The organism is Blautia stercoris (genome assembly GCF_054657695.1).
The window spans coordinates 1005031-1017086 of the sequence record NZ_BAAHYF010000001.1 but is presented as its reverse complement, the minus strand read 5'-3'; the positions used below and the strand labels follow the sequence as shown (position 1 = coordinate 1017086).

The 12056-nt window shown below is 37.0% G+C and carries 18 protein-coding genes; 12 read left to right on the top strand and 6 right to left on the bottom strand.

The window, feature by feature from the left end; all coding sequences use genetic code 11:
* Positions 1 to 156: 156 nt before the first annotated feature.
* A complete protein-coding gene (locus ACYQ2D_RS04980) occupies positions 157 to 894 on the bottom strand; it encodes a helix-turn-helix transcriptional regulator (RefSeq protein WP_459784801.1) in 738 nt (245 codons plus the stop codon).
* A gap of 179 nt (positions 895 to 1073) precedes the next feature.
* On the opposite strand from ACYQ2D_RS04980, the gene ACYQ2D_RS04975 reads away from it, so the two are divergent.
* The 8 genes from ACYQ2D_RS04975 (at position 1074) to ACYQ2D_RS04940 (ending at position 5163) form a co-directional block, all read left to right on the top strand.
* Entirely contained in the window at positions 1074 to 1259 is a 186-nt protein-coding gene (locus tag ACYQ2D_RS04975; RefSeq protein ID WP_459784800.1) for a hypothetical protein, read from the top strand.
* Positions 1260 to 1631, top strand: coding sequence for a hypothetical protein (locus ACYQ2D_RS04970; protein WP_459784799.1), 372 nt, complete (start codon positions 1260 to 1262; stop codon positions 1629 to 1631).
* A 5-nt stretch (positions 1632 to 1636) separates the two neighbouring features.
* The gene (locus ACYQ2D_RS04965; RefSeq protein WP_459784798.1) at positions 1637 to 1885 is read left to right on the top strand and encodes a hypothetical protein; all 249 of its coding nucleotides are present in this window, start codon (positions 1637 to 1639) and stop codon (positions 1883 to 1885) included.
* 2 nt (positions 1886 to 1887) lie between these two features.
* Positions 1888 to 2223 (top strand): phage replisome organizer N-terminal domain-containing protein, encoded by a 336-nt coding sequence (locus ACYQ2D_RS04960; RefSeq protein WP_459784797.1) that lies wholly within the window; start codon positions 1888 to 1890, stop codon positions 2221 to 2223.
* A gap of 5 nt (positions 2224 to 2228) precedes the next feature.
* Positions 2229 to 3095: a phage replisome organizer N-terminal domain-containing protein gene (locus ACYQ2D_RS04955; protein WP_459784795.1), complete on the top strand. Its 867-nt coding sequence runs from the start codon at positions 2229 to 2231 to the stop codon at positions 3093 to 3095.
* Complete coding sequence (locus ACYQ2D_RS04950; RefSeq protein WP_459784794.1) at positions 3013 to 3849, top strand: ATP-binding protein; 837 nt, start codon at positions 3013 to 3015, stop codon at positions 3847 to 3849. Before ACYQ2D_RS04955 ends, ACYQ2D_RS04950 begins: the two co-directional genes overlap by 83 nt.
* Before the next feature lie 83 nt (positions 3850 to 3932).
* A complete protein-coding gene (locus ACYQ2D_RS04945) occupies positions 3933 to 4832 on the top strand; it encodes a sigma-70 family RNA polymerase sigma factor (RefSeq protein WP_459784793.1) in 900 nt (299 codons plus the stop codon).
* The gene (locus tag ACYQ2D_RS04940) at positions 4816 to 5163 is read left to right on the top strand and encodes a hypothetical protein (RefSeq protein ID WP_459784791.1); all 348 of its coding nucleotides are present in this window, start codon (positions 4816 to 4818) and stop codon (positions 5161 to 5163) included. The genes ACYQ2D_RS04945 and ACYQ2D_RS04940 overlap by 17 nt, the downstream gene beginning before the upstream one ends.
* Positions 5164 to 5809: 646 nt before the next feature.
* On the opposite strand, the gene ACYQ2D_RS04935 is transcribed toward ACYQ2D_RS04940, so the two are convergent.
* The 5 genes from ACYQ2D_RS04935 to ACYQ2D_RS04915 all read right to left on the bottom strand — a co-directional run bounded on the left by ACYQ2D_RS04935 (position 5810) and on the right by ACYQ2D_RS04915 (position 9292).
* Positions 5810 to 6316: a helix-turn-helix domain-containing protein gene (locus tag ACYQ2D_RS04935; protein ID WP_459784790.1), complete on the bottom strand. Its 507-nt coding sequence runs from the start codon at positions 6314 to 6316 to the stop codon at positions 5810 to 5812.
* Between the two features lie 1289 nt (positions 6317 to 7605).
* Positions 7606 to 8238: a GIY-YIG nuclease family protein gene (locus ACYQ2D_RS04930; protein ID WP_459784789.1), complete on the bottom strand. Its 633-nt coding sequence runs from the start codon at positions 8236 to 8238 to the stop codon at positions 7606 to 7608.
* Entirely contained in the window at positions 8231 to 8467 is a 237-nt protein-coding gene (locus ACYQ2D_RS04925; RefSeq protein ID WP_444147634.1) for a helix-turn-helix domain-containing protein, read from the bottom strand. Before ACYQ2D_RS04925 ends, ACYQ2D_RS04930 begins: the two co-directional genes overlap by 8 nt.
* A gap of 73 nt (positions 8468 to 8540) precedes the next feature.
* Complete coding sequence (locus ACYQ2D_RS04920; RefSeq protein WP_459784787.1) at positions 8541 to 9083, bottom strand: helix-turn-helix domain-containing protein; 543 nt, start codon at positions 9081 to 9083, stop codon at positions 8541 to 8543.
* On the bottom strand, positions 9083 to 9292 hold the full coding sequence (locus tag ACYQ2D_RS04915) for a helix-turn-helix domain-containing protein (RefSeq protein WP_459784786.1): 210 nt from the start codon (positions 9290 to 9292) through the stop codon (positions 9083 to 9085). Before ACYQ2D_RS04915 ends, ACYQ2D_RS04920 begins: the two co-directional genes overlap by 1 nt.
* Positions 9293 to 9686: 394 nt before the next feature.
* Between ACYQ2D_RS04915 and ACYQ2D_RS04910 the strand changes: the two genes are divergently transcribed.
* The 4 genes from ACYQ2D_RS04910 to ACYQ2D_RS04895 all read left to right on the top strand — a co-directional run bounded on the left by ACYQ2D_RS04910 (position 9687) and on the right by ACYQ2D_RS04895 (position 11865).
* The gene (locus ACYQ2D_RS04910) at positions 9687 to 9908 is read left to right on the top strand and encodes a helix-turn-helix domain-containing protein (RefSeq protein ID WP_459784785.1); all 222 of its coding nucleotides are present in this window, start codon (positions 9687 to 9689) and stop codon (positions 9906 to 9908) included.
* Between the two features lie 115 nt (positions 9909 to 10023).
* Positions 10024 to 10869: a DUF6017 domain-containing protein gene (locus tag ACYQ2D_RS04905; protein WP_459784784.1), complete on the top strand. Its 846-nt coding sequence runs from the start codon at positions 10024 to 10026 to the stop codon at positions 10867 to 10869.
* A 22-nt stretch (positions 10870 to 10891) separates the two neighbouring features.
* Positions 10892 to 11227, top strand: coding sequence for a hypothetical protein (locus ACYQ2D_RS04900; RefSeq protein WP_459784783.1), 336 nt, complete (start codon positions 10892 to 10894; stop codon positions 11225 to 11227).
* A 116-nt stretch (positions 11228 to 11343) separates the two neighbouring features.
* Positions 11344 to 11865, top strand: a complete 522-nt coding sequence (locus ACYQ2D_RS04895; RefSeq protein WP_459784782.1) for a hypothetical protein — start codon at positions 11344 to 11346, stop codon at positions 11863 to 11865.
* Positions 11866 to 12056: the final 191 nt, after the last annotated feature.

Genomic DNA, 12056 nt, shown 5'->3' with positions numbered 1-12056 from the left:
AAAGTTAAAAAAGCCTTATTTTATAGGCTTTACAGACATTTCACAAAAGGAAAAATAGAAACAGAATACAAGAAAAGTACCAAAAAAGTACCAAATGGGAAAATAAAAGCACTCTATCCGGTGGGGGATGGGGTGCTTTTTTGAAGTAGTAAAATATTATTTTTCAAGAAAACGAGAGTCGGGGAACTCTTTATCTTTATGAGTTAAAGAGTTTGAATAATAAAGGTTTTCTTTTGGCTTTGATACAGGCGGATAAATAGGCGGAAAAGTAATATTTGTACTTTCTGGCACTTTGAGCGTAATTTCGCCCTTTTTAACACGATTACAGTACCTTTTTTCTAACTGTTCCATTCTAAAAGAAACGTATTCAATCAACTCTTCTGATAATTTAGAAAGCTCTTGCTCTGTACAATAGAACCCCTTTCCATTGGGTGCAATAACTTCATAAGAAAATTGTATCTTATTTCTTAATTCATCAGGAATTGAATAAAAATAAAATTGTATTGGAGAAACTTTAGGACTAGTTTTAGCATATAATTCATCAAGTCCAAGCTCTTTCCAGTTGCTTATAAATTTGCAAACTATTTTATATCCTGCCAAGTGTAAAATTCCATTTGAATATTCATCAAAAAGCTTTTCATAGTTTTCTTCTTTCTTTTCACGCTCGTCCAAAGTCTTAGAATCACTTTCACAAAGTAAATACTCTGGGCTAACTTTGAATAGTTTTGAAAAATTCATTGCAGCAGGAATGGTTATAGGTTTCTTTCCGGTGGAAAAGTTGCTTATATGTTGTTCTGAATAATGCGCTAATTTGGCAAATTGTTTTTGGTTCAATCCAAGTGATTTAAGACATTCGTTAAAACGGATACTACTTTCAGAGTTTAATTTTTTCATCGCTTTATTTCCCCCTTTTAGGTTTAAATATAATTAATTCCTTTAAAAAAGTATAAATGCTATAAAAACATCATTCATAAAAAATTAAATTAAACTTTAATAGTTGTTTGAAAAAAGTATAACAATAATTTAAAATAAAAGCAAGTAATAAATAATAATCTTAGAAAGGAGTCAATAAAATGGAAGATAATAATTCGTCAAGGTTTGTTGATATTAAGGGTTTTATGGAATACACAACACTTGGAAAAAATCGTGCAACAGAATTTGGAAAAGAAATTGGTTGTACGGTAAGAGTTGGTAAACGGATATTATACGATTTAAGAAAAGCAGACCAATATTTTGACCGATTAACAGGAGTGAAGTAAATGGAAACAAAGAACAGAAACAACCAAGTAAATAAAGGGAATCAGTCCGGCAAGGCTGTATTTCCATCTATCGAAAGCCTGCTGCCAGTCGGGAAAGAAAATGCAATTAGTGGCAAAGATTTGCTTAAGCTGACCGGATGCAGTTCTATAAGAGATTTACAATGCAGAATCGCAGAAGAGAGGGAGCAAGGGGCAGTTATCTGTTCCGGTTCACAGTGTGGTTACTGGAAGCCAAAGAATCGGCAGGAGATTAAAGAATTTGTCCATAATATGGACGCTAGAGCAACAAACATATTAAAGGCGGTACGTTCTGCCAAGGATGTCTTAAAGATTCCAGAGGGGCAGCAGGATTTGAAAGTAGAGAGGAGATAAGGAAAATGGGAAATGAGAGAATGTTTTCACTTGATATTGTGAATGATGATAAGTTTTTGAGTATGCCGGCAAGTGCACAGGCATTGTATTTTCATTTGGGGATGCGTGCAGGGGAATATGATTTTGTATCAAATTCGGAAGAGATTGTAAGAAAGGTAAACGGTAGCATTGATGATTTAGAAACATTGTTAAGAGTGGGCTACATTCTTTCTTTTGATGGCGAAATTATGGTTGAAAAGGGGGTGAACAAGTAAAAATGGGCGGTACGAAATATTTAAAAATGCCGACAGATCTTTTTGAAAATGAAGCGATTGATTTTTTGTTGAGTCAAAAGCAGGGCACGAAATATGTAACATTGTACATAATGTTGTGCTTGAAAAGTCTTAATACAAACGGAAAGTTAGTATGCCAAGTAGGTGAAATGTTAATACCTTATAATGCTGAGTGGATTCAGAAAGATTGTAAGTATTTTTCTAAAAATACGATAAAAAGCGCATTGGAGTTGTTTAAAAAGTTGGGACTTATCCGTCAAGAGGATGAAGAAACTTTGCAATTACAGCTATTATTTGAAAAATACAATGGAAAGAGGTAAAAAAAGTGGCAGAAGTAAAATGGATTAAACTGACAACAGACATGTTTGACAATCGTAAAATTAGACATTTACGCAAATTACCAGAGGGAAACAACATTGTACTTATTTGGGTGATGCTGTTGACTATGGCAGGAAAATGCAATGCCGGTGGAATGATTTTTTTAACTGAAAATATACCGTATAATTCCAAATTACTTGCGGAAGAAGTAGACTTTGAAGAAAGAGTTGTCGAGTTGGCATTGAAAGCCCTTCATGAGTTAGGAATGATTGAAACAGATGGCGATTATTTTACAATTTCAAATTGGAAAGAACACCAGAATGTTGAGGGTATGGAAAGGATTAGAGAGCAAAATAGAATTAGAAAACAGAATCAAAGAGCAAAGCAAAAACTTGCAATAGAAGAAAGTCACGTGACGTCACGTGACAGTCACGCAACAGATATAGATATAGATAAAGATATAGATATAGAAAAAGATAATACTGTATCTATAGATACAGTTCGTAGCACTAAAGTGCAACCAGTCATTGAGGAATGGAACAAATTAAACCTGCAAAAGGTAATTTCTGTTAATGCCGGAACAACCAGAAACACATTACTAAATGCCAGATTGAAAGAATATGGTTTGGAGAAAGTTCTGGAAGCAATCCGAAGCATTGACAAAAGCTCATTCTTGAAAGGGCAAAATAAAAACGGTTGGGTAGTCACGTTTGACTGGTTCTTAAAGCCTAGTAATTTTACAAAGGTCTTAGAGGGCAATTATTTAGACAAAGGAAGAGAGGTAGAACAAGATGGGGAAGATAGAAAAGGGGAAACAACTGACCAATATTATGCCAGGAAGTACGGAATCTTTCAGAGTAACGGAAGTAAGTGAAGTAGATAAAAATGGTAAGTATTTCTTTCGTGTAAAGGGAGAAGTGAGCGGTTATGAAACGGCAGACTTTGTAGAAGATGAAAACAACGTAACCTTAGAAGAGAGCGAATATAGACGGCAACGCAGTGGGATGCCAGACGCTTACATGGCGAAAACTGGAAAGGATTTTGATTGGTCGGTTTATGGGGATGATGCAGGAGTGCAGACAACAAAAGATTTGTTAAATAGATTTATTACGGAGTTTAGACATCAAGAAATAGCCGGACGAGGGCTTTATATTTATTCCTGGACAAGAGGGAGTGGGAAAACACTTTTAGCCTGCTGCATTGCCAATGAAGTGATAAAAAGATATGACATTAATGTCAAATTTATTTCTATGTCGGATTATCTGCAAAAAATGGCAGATAAAAGTGAAACAGCAAGAGAAGAAGTAAAAGCGATTCGTGAAGCAACCCTTTTGATTGTGGACGATATTGGAGCAACGACAACATACAAAGACTGGGATAGAGAAAAAATTTTAGCTTTGGTTGATTTTCGCTATAAAAGAAAACTTTTAACTATTTATACAAGTAACGTGGAAAGTCTTGAATTAAAGTGCGGTGACCGTGCAGTAGAACGCATTTACGCAGATACCTTAGATATAAAATTGCCAGAAGTAAATGTTAGACGAATGAAAGCAGACAAATATAAACAAGAAGAGATAAAAAACATGCTTGAAAAGGCGCAGGAGTTGGGAGAAGATACCGCCTTTTAAGCATGTAACAGGAAATTGCACGTTTCCGGAAAAAGAAACAAGCCCCTTATAGTTTAAATAAATTATAGGGGGCGAATGTTTAAGTGTCAACAGAAAAGACCAATGAAGAACTGGTAAGGCTGATTTGTTCCGGTGTGGATGCAAATACAAACTTAGAACAGCTCTGGAAGCAGATGGAAAGACTTGTATATAAGATTTCAAAGCAGTACCGGTCCGAAACAGATGACTTGATGCAAGAGGGCTTTTTGGGATTAATTCGGGCGGTGGAACTGTACAACGAAGCCGAGGGCATACCCTTTGCAAATTATGCTGCTAAATGGATTCGGGCTTTTATGAGCAAATATGCAGCAGGAGATAAGGTGGTAAAACTCCCTGTAAATGATTATTATCTTTCAAGGAAAATGTTAAAGGTGATAAGTGAGTACAAAAAGCAGGAGAACAGGCAGCCGACTAGATGTGAACTATGTCACTGGCTTGAAGTTTCCCCTAGTCAGCTAAAAAGAATTGAGTACATGGTAAACATGGACGTTTCGGCAAGTTTGAATAAACAGGCATCCGAAGAAAGTGATGGTACCATTGAAGATTTATTGCAAGACTTTAACACGAATGTAGAAGAAAATGCACTTGACAAGGTGCAAAATGAGCAATTAAAAGCAACGATATGGGCACTTGTGGAAACTTTAGACGAACAACAGGCATTTACTTTAAAGGCAAGATATCAAGAAAATTTGACCTTAAAAGAATGTGGTGAACGTTTAGGAGTTACGCTTGAAAGTGCAAGACGATATCAAGAGAACGGATTGAAAGAACTTAGAAAGCCAAGCAAAGCACGACAGTTAAAGCCGTTTTTGTATGACCGAATAGAAAGCGTTTCTTTGCATGGATCCGTTTCATCGTTTAAGCATACTGGAAGCAGTTCCACAGAGCGAGCGATTTTGAAGATGGAAGAGTGGGAAGAAAGAAGAAATGGAACGATTAAATGAGTGCAGGAAAGCAAAGCTAGAAGCAGACAGGATAGCAAAGCAGATTGTGGAGCTTCAAGAAATGGGTACACCTTCATCCGAGATTAACAAATTAGGTCAGATGCTTTTACAAAAGCGCACAAGATGGTTGAAACAGTTCATGGAGATTGACCGGATATTTGGGAAGATGTCAGATACAAACGGTATGCTTGTTTTACGGTACCGGTATATTTGGGGCAAGATGTGGAGCGAAGTACAACAGAGGTTAGGCTATGAACGTGCTCACATAAACCGCATACACAAAAGAGCCTTGAAAGAATTTGAACAGATAGTCGAAAAAGGAACGAAATAGAACTGGTATTCGATTAGTTGAACTCCGAACGAACTCCGAGCGAACCACGAACGAACTACGAGAAAATATAGCCGGGTGCCTTACTAAAATAGGACTAGAATATGCCTATTTTCGCCATATAGCGATTTGAAATAGAATGATGGCAAATTGTTCCATAAAATAAAAAAATAGCTTAAAACGCAAAATACAGCGTTTAAAAGCAATATCGTTTCCAAATGGAAAAATATAGTTTTATCCTGCTGCCAAAAAGCAGCAAAAAAAGACCCCACAATATTTGTGAAGTCTTTAGATAGTGCACGCTAAGTTTCGGTGCAATGCCTTTTTATACTGCCAGTCAATGACTATGTATTACTATAAAGCAAAAACCTGCATAGACTTCTACTAACTGCCGGTATAACATCCAAACAGGAGTAAGAGACTATACAGGTTTACACTAAGGATACCAAGGAAGAAAAAGATTTAATCATCACCATGTATTCTTGCTTCAAGGGAAATTATAGAATAAATTTCCTGTAAATGCAAGCTGTATTTATTTGTTTTGGTACTTTCATCAAAGGGGTGCAACATTTTTCGTGTTTGTTTTGGAAACGTTCCGGAACTTCAAAACCATTAGTCCTAAATTAGTCTAAACCTAGTCCAAAACAACTTAATCGTCATTTTCCTTAGGGGTAGTATGTTCTTTTCGTAATCTTTTCAGTAAATCGTTTAAACCCTCTTTAGACGGTTGTGGCGCATCTTCTTCGGCTCTGGATGCGGAACGCACTCGATTAGTAAGCGGTGGATTTTGGGCTTTCCATTTCTGAATAGCGTCTTGTGTTGATTGCTCTGTACTTTTAAGTACATCCCTTTGAAAGTCTGAATCAATGTTTTCTGGCTGTTTTGGCAAATCTATGCCAGAGCTGACAGAACATTTCGTTCGGTCAGATACATTTACTTTTAGTGTAGTTATCTGCTCTGGCTCATAATAGAACAGGTCACCGACATTGCAGTTGAGTGCTTCACAGATTTTAGAAACAGAATCCACAGGAATTTGTTTGATTGAATTGTTTACGATGCCGGTTATGGTTGCTGGACGTACTCCGGTCAGTTCAGATAATTTGCGTTGGGTTAGTCCCTTTTCAGTGAGTAATATTTTTAAACGAGATTTTATCATTTTGGTTAAAAAATCCTTTCTCAATTTTTGAATATATTATACCACAAGTAGGATGGTGACCGCTACGAATAGCGGAAATAAATTCCGAATAGCGTAATAAAATTACGAATAGCGGAAATAAATTCCGAATAGCGTAACACCCACTACGAATAGCGTAACAGCAAAAAAGGAATATTATGTACTCAAAAGTGAGTACGCAGATTAAGCAAATGAGGTTTTCTAATGTCGGAAAGTGCGACCTTTGGAAGAACATGCAGCAGGGGCAGGGTGTAAAAGATTTAACAGCCAGAAAAGTGAAGCGGAAGTGTTCGGACGTTTCTCGCTTGGGACGTTTTCGTCAATTTTGGAAAAAACTTAAAGATGCTAAGAAATGCTAAGGTTGAGCAAGTACCGTTTTGGTACTCGAGATAACAGAAAGAATGGAACAAGAACATATTCCCATTTTGGGAATGTGCTTTGACAAAATGCCCTGCCCTGTCAAATTGGCAGTGTAGGTTAAAGGGGGATTTGTTCCAGAGTTGCGAAGTAATACGGCAGCAGGATGTTGAGAAATGTCAAGGTTGCGGGGGGATTTGTTCCAGAGCTGCGAAGTAATACACCGAGACAAAAATAGAAATACGGTTGTGACGGAAGCAACCTGCTTATTTTTGAGCGGGTTGAAATATAAAGGGAGTAACGATTTGTTACTCCATCACATAGAACGGTTTAAGCAGAATTGAGTTTCGCTCATTTTTGAGCAAAACTGTGAGTTTGAGATAATGGCAACAGAACCGGCAAGGAATACCGAAGATAAAACCAGTACCCTATTTCAAGGGAGTGAATTTGAGGTTTACTCAAAAATGAGTAAAAGTAAAGGGCTACGGCATTTTACCGCATCCCTGTGCAAAGCTAACATTTGCTAACTTCCTTGTCAGTAGTTCCGGAACAGTTGACAAGGCTTTAGATATTTAAGGGTGTTTCAAATTGCACACCCCTTTACTTGCCCGGTTCATCTTTCTTTTGAATATTGGTAGCAGGGGCAGAACAGGGGAAAATAAAGGTTACCAGTGTACTTTCTGGTACGGTGGTGAGTAGAGCAGGAAAGCATAAGGGGAGTCGATAGAATCTACTCCCATGGTAGGCTATCCAAAACTCAATAACAATTCGTTACCGAGTGGAAGAGGAGCAAAGATAGAACGGTGCCCGACTTGTTCACCGTCAAGAAGTGTTTCTATTCCGGCAATACCGTCGCAATTTCCGACGAAAAAAAAGAGGGGCATTGAATAGAAGTGTTTCCATTTCGGCAACACCTATTCATCATTTTCAGCTTCACGTTCCATTCTATCGTCGATAGCTTTCTTGATGTAACCGTTGACGCTTTCACCTGCTGCTGCTGCCGCTGCTTTGATTTCGTCGTATTTTTCTTTTTGGACATCCAGAGGGATGCGCTTAAGTTTCTTTTTGGCATATTCTAAATCATATTTTGTTTTATTTGAAAGGTCAGACATAGCTTGAGTCTCCTCTTCCTTGTAAAAAATAGGTTTTTCACGTTTAGCTATTATATTTAAAATGTAATTTGTCATTTTACGGCTTTTTTTGAAGTGTTGAAGAGATTCTAGTAGTTCCTCTTTTGTACAACAAGTAGTAGGTGCTTTATTATATCCGTGATTGATTGAATCATATAAATCAATAAAATATTTTTCTCTGCCGAACATATCAAATTGATTAGAACCAGACGGAAGTTTTTCAAGTATCTCTACATGAAAAGTATCTCCCGATTCGACATCTTTTTCAATGGCGGCTGTTGGTGAATAAATATGTTGCTTGATGCGAGTATACACATTTTTTGATGCACCGATATACATTTTACCAGTTCTATTATTGATTAATGCATATACTCCAATTCCGTTGTATTCAGGAATATTAGTAAAAAAATTATTCATTATGTTTCAACTCCATAGTTTCATAAAATTCTTTTTGTGAATCACGAGTAACGGCTTTTAAATCTGCATTTAAGATGTCGCAGATATTGCGCATTTCATCAAATGAAAAGTTGTTGCGATATAGTTTATTACTCATAGATTGCGGTTTTATACCAAGTCTTTCGGCTAATTCGTTGACGTTCATATTTCTTTCAACCAATAATTGTTTAAGGATTTTTGCTCCTGCCATTATAATACTTCCTTTCCTTTCGTGTACTCATTATTGATTATAATCATAATTTGTCTTTGAGTAATAGTCATATTTAAACTTCTTTCTTTTCAGAGAAGTCTAAGACTAAATCATAGCCCAAGGCAGAAAGAACTTTTTCGGCATCTTCAAAACCGAAATTTTTCTTGTTTAGCAGCTTAGTCAAGCCCTGTGGTTTGATGTTTAACCTTTCAGCGATTTCTCTTTGAGAAACTTGTTTTTCAAGCATTAGTTTTTTTATTTCAATGATAATCTGATCGTTATTTTCGTAAATAAAATTAGATGATGGGGTGCCTGATAAAGCTGTGTTTTTGTTAGATATATTATAACTATTAGCTGATGATGTCACCCAGCGACAATTATCCGGGGAATACTCCTTGTTACTGTCTATTCGATCAATGGTCAAATGTTCACCATATCCATGACTTAAAGACCATTCGAAAAAGTTTTGCAAGCCGTTAATTCCTACCCATTCATTACAAATAGTAATACCTTTTGCACCATACCATTGATAATGCTGATTGTTGGGGTTATAGCAACGTTGTTTCATACCGCAATAGATACTATATAATCGAGTTTTGCTTAAATCGTGTTTCATTAGATCACCGTCCCATCATCAAAAACAAATTCAGCGCGCCATGTTCCGCCAAGTACATCTGCGATTTGTTCAAGTTCCTCTTTTGTTAAAGTGTTCCTTTTTACTTTTTGGTTGAGATTTGATGGAGTTGTGCCAATTCTACGGGCAAGCTCTGCTTGGCTGATGCCTTTGTAGGATAAAGCCATATTTAATTTTTGAGCTATAGTCATTATATCACCTCCTAATTATAATATATATCATTCGCTTTATAAGGTCAAGCACATGATTTAAAATATCAAGCGAAACCTTAATGAAATGCTTGACAACGTTAAGCAAACGCTGTATAATATAATCAAGTTAAGGAAAGACAACAGCGAAGAGTGAAAACGATGAGGTGAAAGCGTACCGGAGACACTAACATAATACCGGACAAGGGAAAGGGAAAAAGGGAGTGCCCAAAGATGGCTAAGATTGTTTTAAGACCTTCCGGAGCTGTTGGAAGTAAAAAAAAGGCATCGTCATTTTGATGACTTGAACGAAATAACTAAATAGCGAAGAGTGAAAACTTGAAAAAGAATAGGCTACAAGCTATAATATTACACAAGAAGAATAGAAAAAAAGGATGTGATTAATATTATTAGCACAAGCGAAAAGCTAGAGATTGCGTTGAAACGTGAGGGATTCACTAAGAAAGAACTTGCTGAAAAACTAGGAGTTACGCAACCTACCATTTCTAAGAAATTCAAGTATAACGATTGGCGAGAATCTGACATCAAAAAGATTTGTGATGCCATCGGTATAGATTGTGAAATAACATTAAAACTTAGTGATGGAACAAGTATTTGATGGCTAGCCTAATTTGAAAGTAATTTCATTTTAGGCTAATTTAATAGTTGACAAGATAACTTATAAACTATATAATAAGCCTATAAGCTAATAGTGAACAAAAGAGGTGAAACAAATGAGCGAAGATAAGCGACTGGATGAAGTTATCCGAGTGCGGAAACGTCCCAACAATTTTGTCATGCTTGACAAGACATTTCTGGAAGATGATAGACTGTCATTCAAGGCAAAAGGGATTTTGGCTTACCTGTTGAGTAAACCGGATAACTGGAAAGTAATTGTGGGGAATCTGGTGAAGTATTCCAAAGACGGAAAATCTGCGGTATATGCAGGATTAAAAGAGTTGAAAGAGTGCGGTTATTATGTGAAAACCCCAATACGAAGTGAGGATGGCAGACGCATTTCACGGTGGGAAAGTACCGTGTATGAAATGCCTGATTCTCTACTTTCCGATTTTCAAGAAATAGACAACGAAGAAATTGAAAATCAATATCTTGAAAACCGAGAACGTAATAATAATTATTATAATAATAAATTAAATATTAATAATAATCATGTCAGTCTGTCAGTCAGAGAAGAGGACAAGACGGACGAGACAGACGAAAAAAACAGCATTGAAAACACTCTGGAAGTGATTCACGGCAACATTGGCTATGAACAGTTAAGACAGACAAACCCAGAAGATATGGGCTTGATTGATGAGTTTGTAAATGTGATGCTTGATACTCTTTTGTCTAAGAGCGGTGTGGTTCGGATAAATGGCGAAGAGAAACCAAGAGCACTGGTACAAAGTCAAATCATGAAAGTGGGCTATGATGATATTCTTCTTGTCTTGATGCAATTCACAAAACACAAAGAGCGCATCCAGAAGAAACGGCAATACATTTTGTCAATGCTGTATCATGCACCGATGGAGCGTAACGCACACTACACCAATCTGGTACATGCAGAATTTGGCTATTAAGCCGAGAAAGGGGAAATAAGGCATGAAATACGATTTAGCAAAGATTATGTCAAGAGCATGGAGAATTTACCGAAAAACGGCAAATTTGAGTTTTTCCGAGGCATTACATAGAGCATGGTTATCGGTCAAAGCGGAAGTAGTCAACCAAAAACGAATTGAACAGAGCAAACAGCAAGCAGGGATTACAGAGGACACCAATACATGGGCAGGATGGAAAAAGTTAGGCTATGAAGTGCTTCACGGCTCGAAAGCATTGTTTGGTTGCGATTTGATTTGGGGGTCAAGAGGTGACGGAGCGGTCTATAAAGCAAGATTCTTTGGACGTTCACAAGTGGAGTTGATTCCGGAAAATACATAAAAAAATCCCTTAGCGATGGGACGAGCAACACTAAGGGGTTCACTAAATAGTAAACAGTCGGTAATACAAGTAAATTCTAACATATCAAAAACGAAAAGAAAAGGAAAAATTAAAAAATGAGTTATGAAGTGATTGACGAAGAACAGAAAATCGCCGCTTGTAATGTGGCAGACCTTACAGCATCACAGGCGGTAAGTTTTTTCAAGGCAAATGGAGCAGACAAGAAAATTGGGGATTTTACATTCTTCTGGAGAAAAACAAATGGTATGGTGGTTTTAAACAAAGATAACCCAGAATATGAAGATTTATTATCATGGGTTAAAGATTGGCTTAAACTCCCAAAATCGAAGCGTTTAGAAGCAGAGCAATTAGTTGGAACACGTGCGAAACGAGATGCGGAACGCTTGAATAAGTGCGCAGACAGGAGAGAAGCGTTAGAAGAGTATGAGAGAATACAAATGCATTGTGTGGATGGTAGTGCAGTAGATGTATTAGAACTTATCTATGAACGCAGTGAAAAGCGTCAAGGCTTCCAAGAATATGAGTTACTGATGAAAGCATATACTTATGGAGTGATGCAGGGAAAACGAAAAGAACGTGCCAGAAGAAAAAGAACCTGCTGCCAAGGAACTGTTTAGTCAATTACTAAACAAGCAGAAAATAGGGTAACTCCAATTATCCTATTTTCGATGAATCGTTACCTGTTCGTAATATTCAAGATATTCTACATTCCTTCAATCATCCGGTTTAAGGCGCAACTTAAGCCGGATATTTTGGCAGCAGGTCAAAAAGCACAAGGCTTTTTCTACTTCTGGTGCGGCAACACTAG

Bases quoted from the DNA above. Each gene is read 5' to 3' on its own strand.
- ACYQ2D_RS04980 (WP_459784801.1), bottom strand. From the start codon at position 894: ATGAAAAAATTAAACTCTGAAAGTAGTATCCGTTTTAACGAATGTCTT.
- ACYQ2D_RS04975 (WP_459784800.1), top strand. From the start codon at position 1,074: ATGGAAGATAATAATTCGTCAAGGTTTGTTGATATTAAGGGTTTTATG.
- ACYQ2D_RS04970 (WP_459784799.1), top strand. From the start codon at position 1,260: ATGGAAACAAAGAACAGAAACAACCAAGTAAATAAAGGGAATCAGTCC.
- ACYQ2D_RS04965 (WP_459784798.1), top strand. From the start codon at position 1,637: ATGGGAAATGAGAGAATGTTTTCACTTGATATTGTGAATGATGATAAG.
- ACYQ2D_RS04960 (WP_459784797.1), top strand. From the start codon at position 1,888: ATGGGCGGTACGAAATATTTAAAAATGCCGACAGATCTTTTTGAAAAT.
- ACYQ2D_RS04950 (WP_459784794.1), top strand. From the start codon at position 3,013: ATGGGGAAGATAGAAAAGGGGAAACAACTGACCAATATTATGCCAGGA.
- ACYQ2D_RS04940 (WP_459784791.1), top strand. From the start codon at position 4,816: ATGGAACGATTAAATGAGTGCAGGAAAGCAAAGCTAGAAGCAGACAGG.
- ACYQ2D_RS04935 (WP_459784790.1), bottom strand. From the start codon at position 6,316: ATGATAAAATCTCGTTTAAAAATATTACTCACTGAAAAGGGACTAACC.
- ACYQ2D_RS04930 (WP_459784789.1), bottom strand. From the start codon at position 8,238: ATGAATAATTTTTTTACTAATATTCCTGAATACAACGGAATTGGAGTA.
- ACYQ2D_RS04925 (WP_444147634.1), bottom strand. From the start codon at position 8,467: ATGGCAGGAGCAAAAATCCTTAAACAATTATTGGTTGAAAGAAATATG.
- ACYQ2D_RS04920 (WP_459784787.1), bottom strand. From the start codon at position 9,083: ATGAAACACGATTTAAGCAAAACTCGATTATATAGTATCTATTGCGGT.
- ACYQ2D_RS04915 (WP_459784786.1), bottom strand. From the start codon at position 9,292: ATGACTATAGCTCAAAAATTAAATATGGCTTTATCCTACAAAGGCATC.
- ACYQ2D_RS04905 (WP_459784784.1), top strand. From the start codon at position 10,024: ATGAGCGAAGATAAGCGACTGGATGAAGTTATCCGAGTGCGGAAACGT.
- ACYQ2D_RS04900 (WP_459784783.1), top strand. From the start codon at position 10,892: ATGAAATACGATTTAGCAAAGATTATGTCAAGAGCATGGAGAATTTAC.
- ACYQ2D_RS04895 (WP_459784782.1), top strand. From the start codon at position 11,344: ATGAGTTATGAAGTGATTGACGAAGAACAGAAAATCGCCGCTTGTAAT.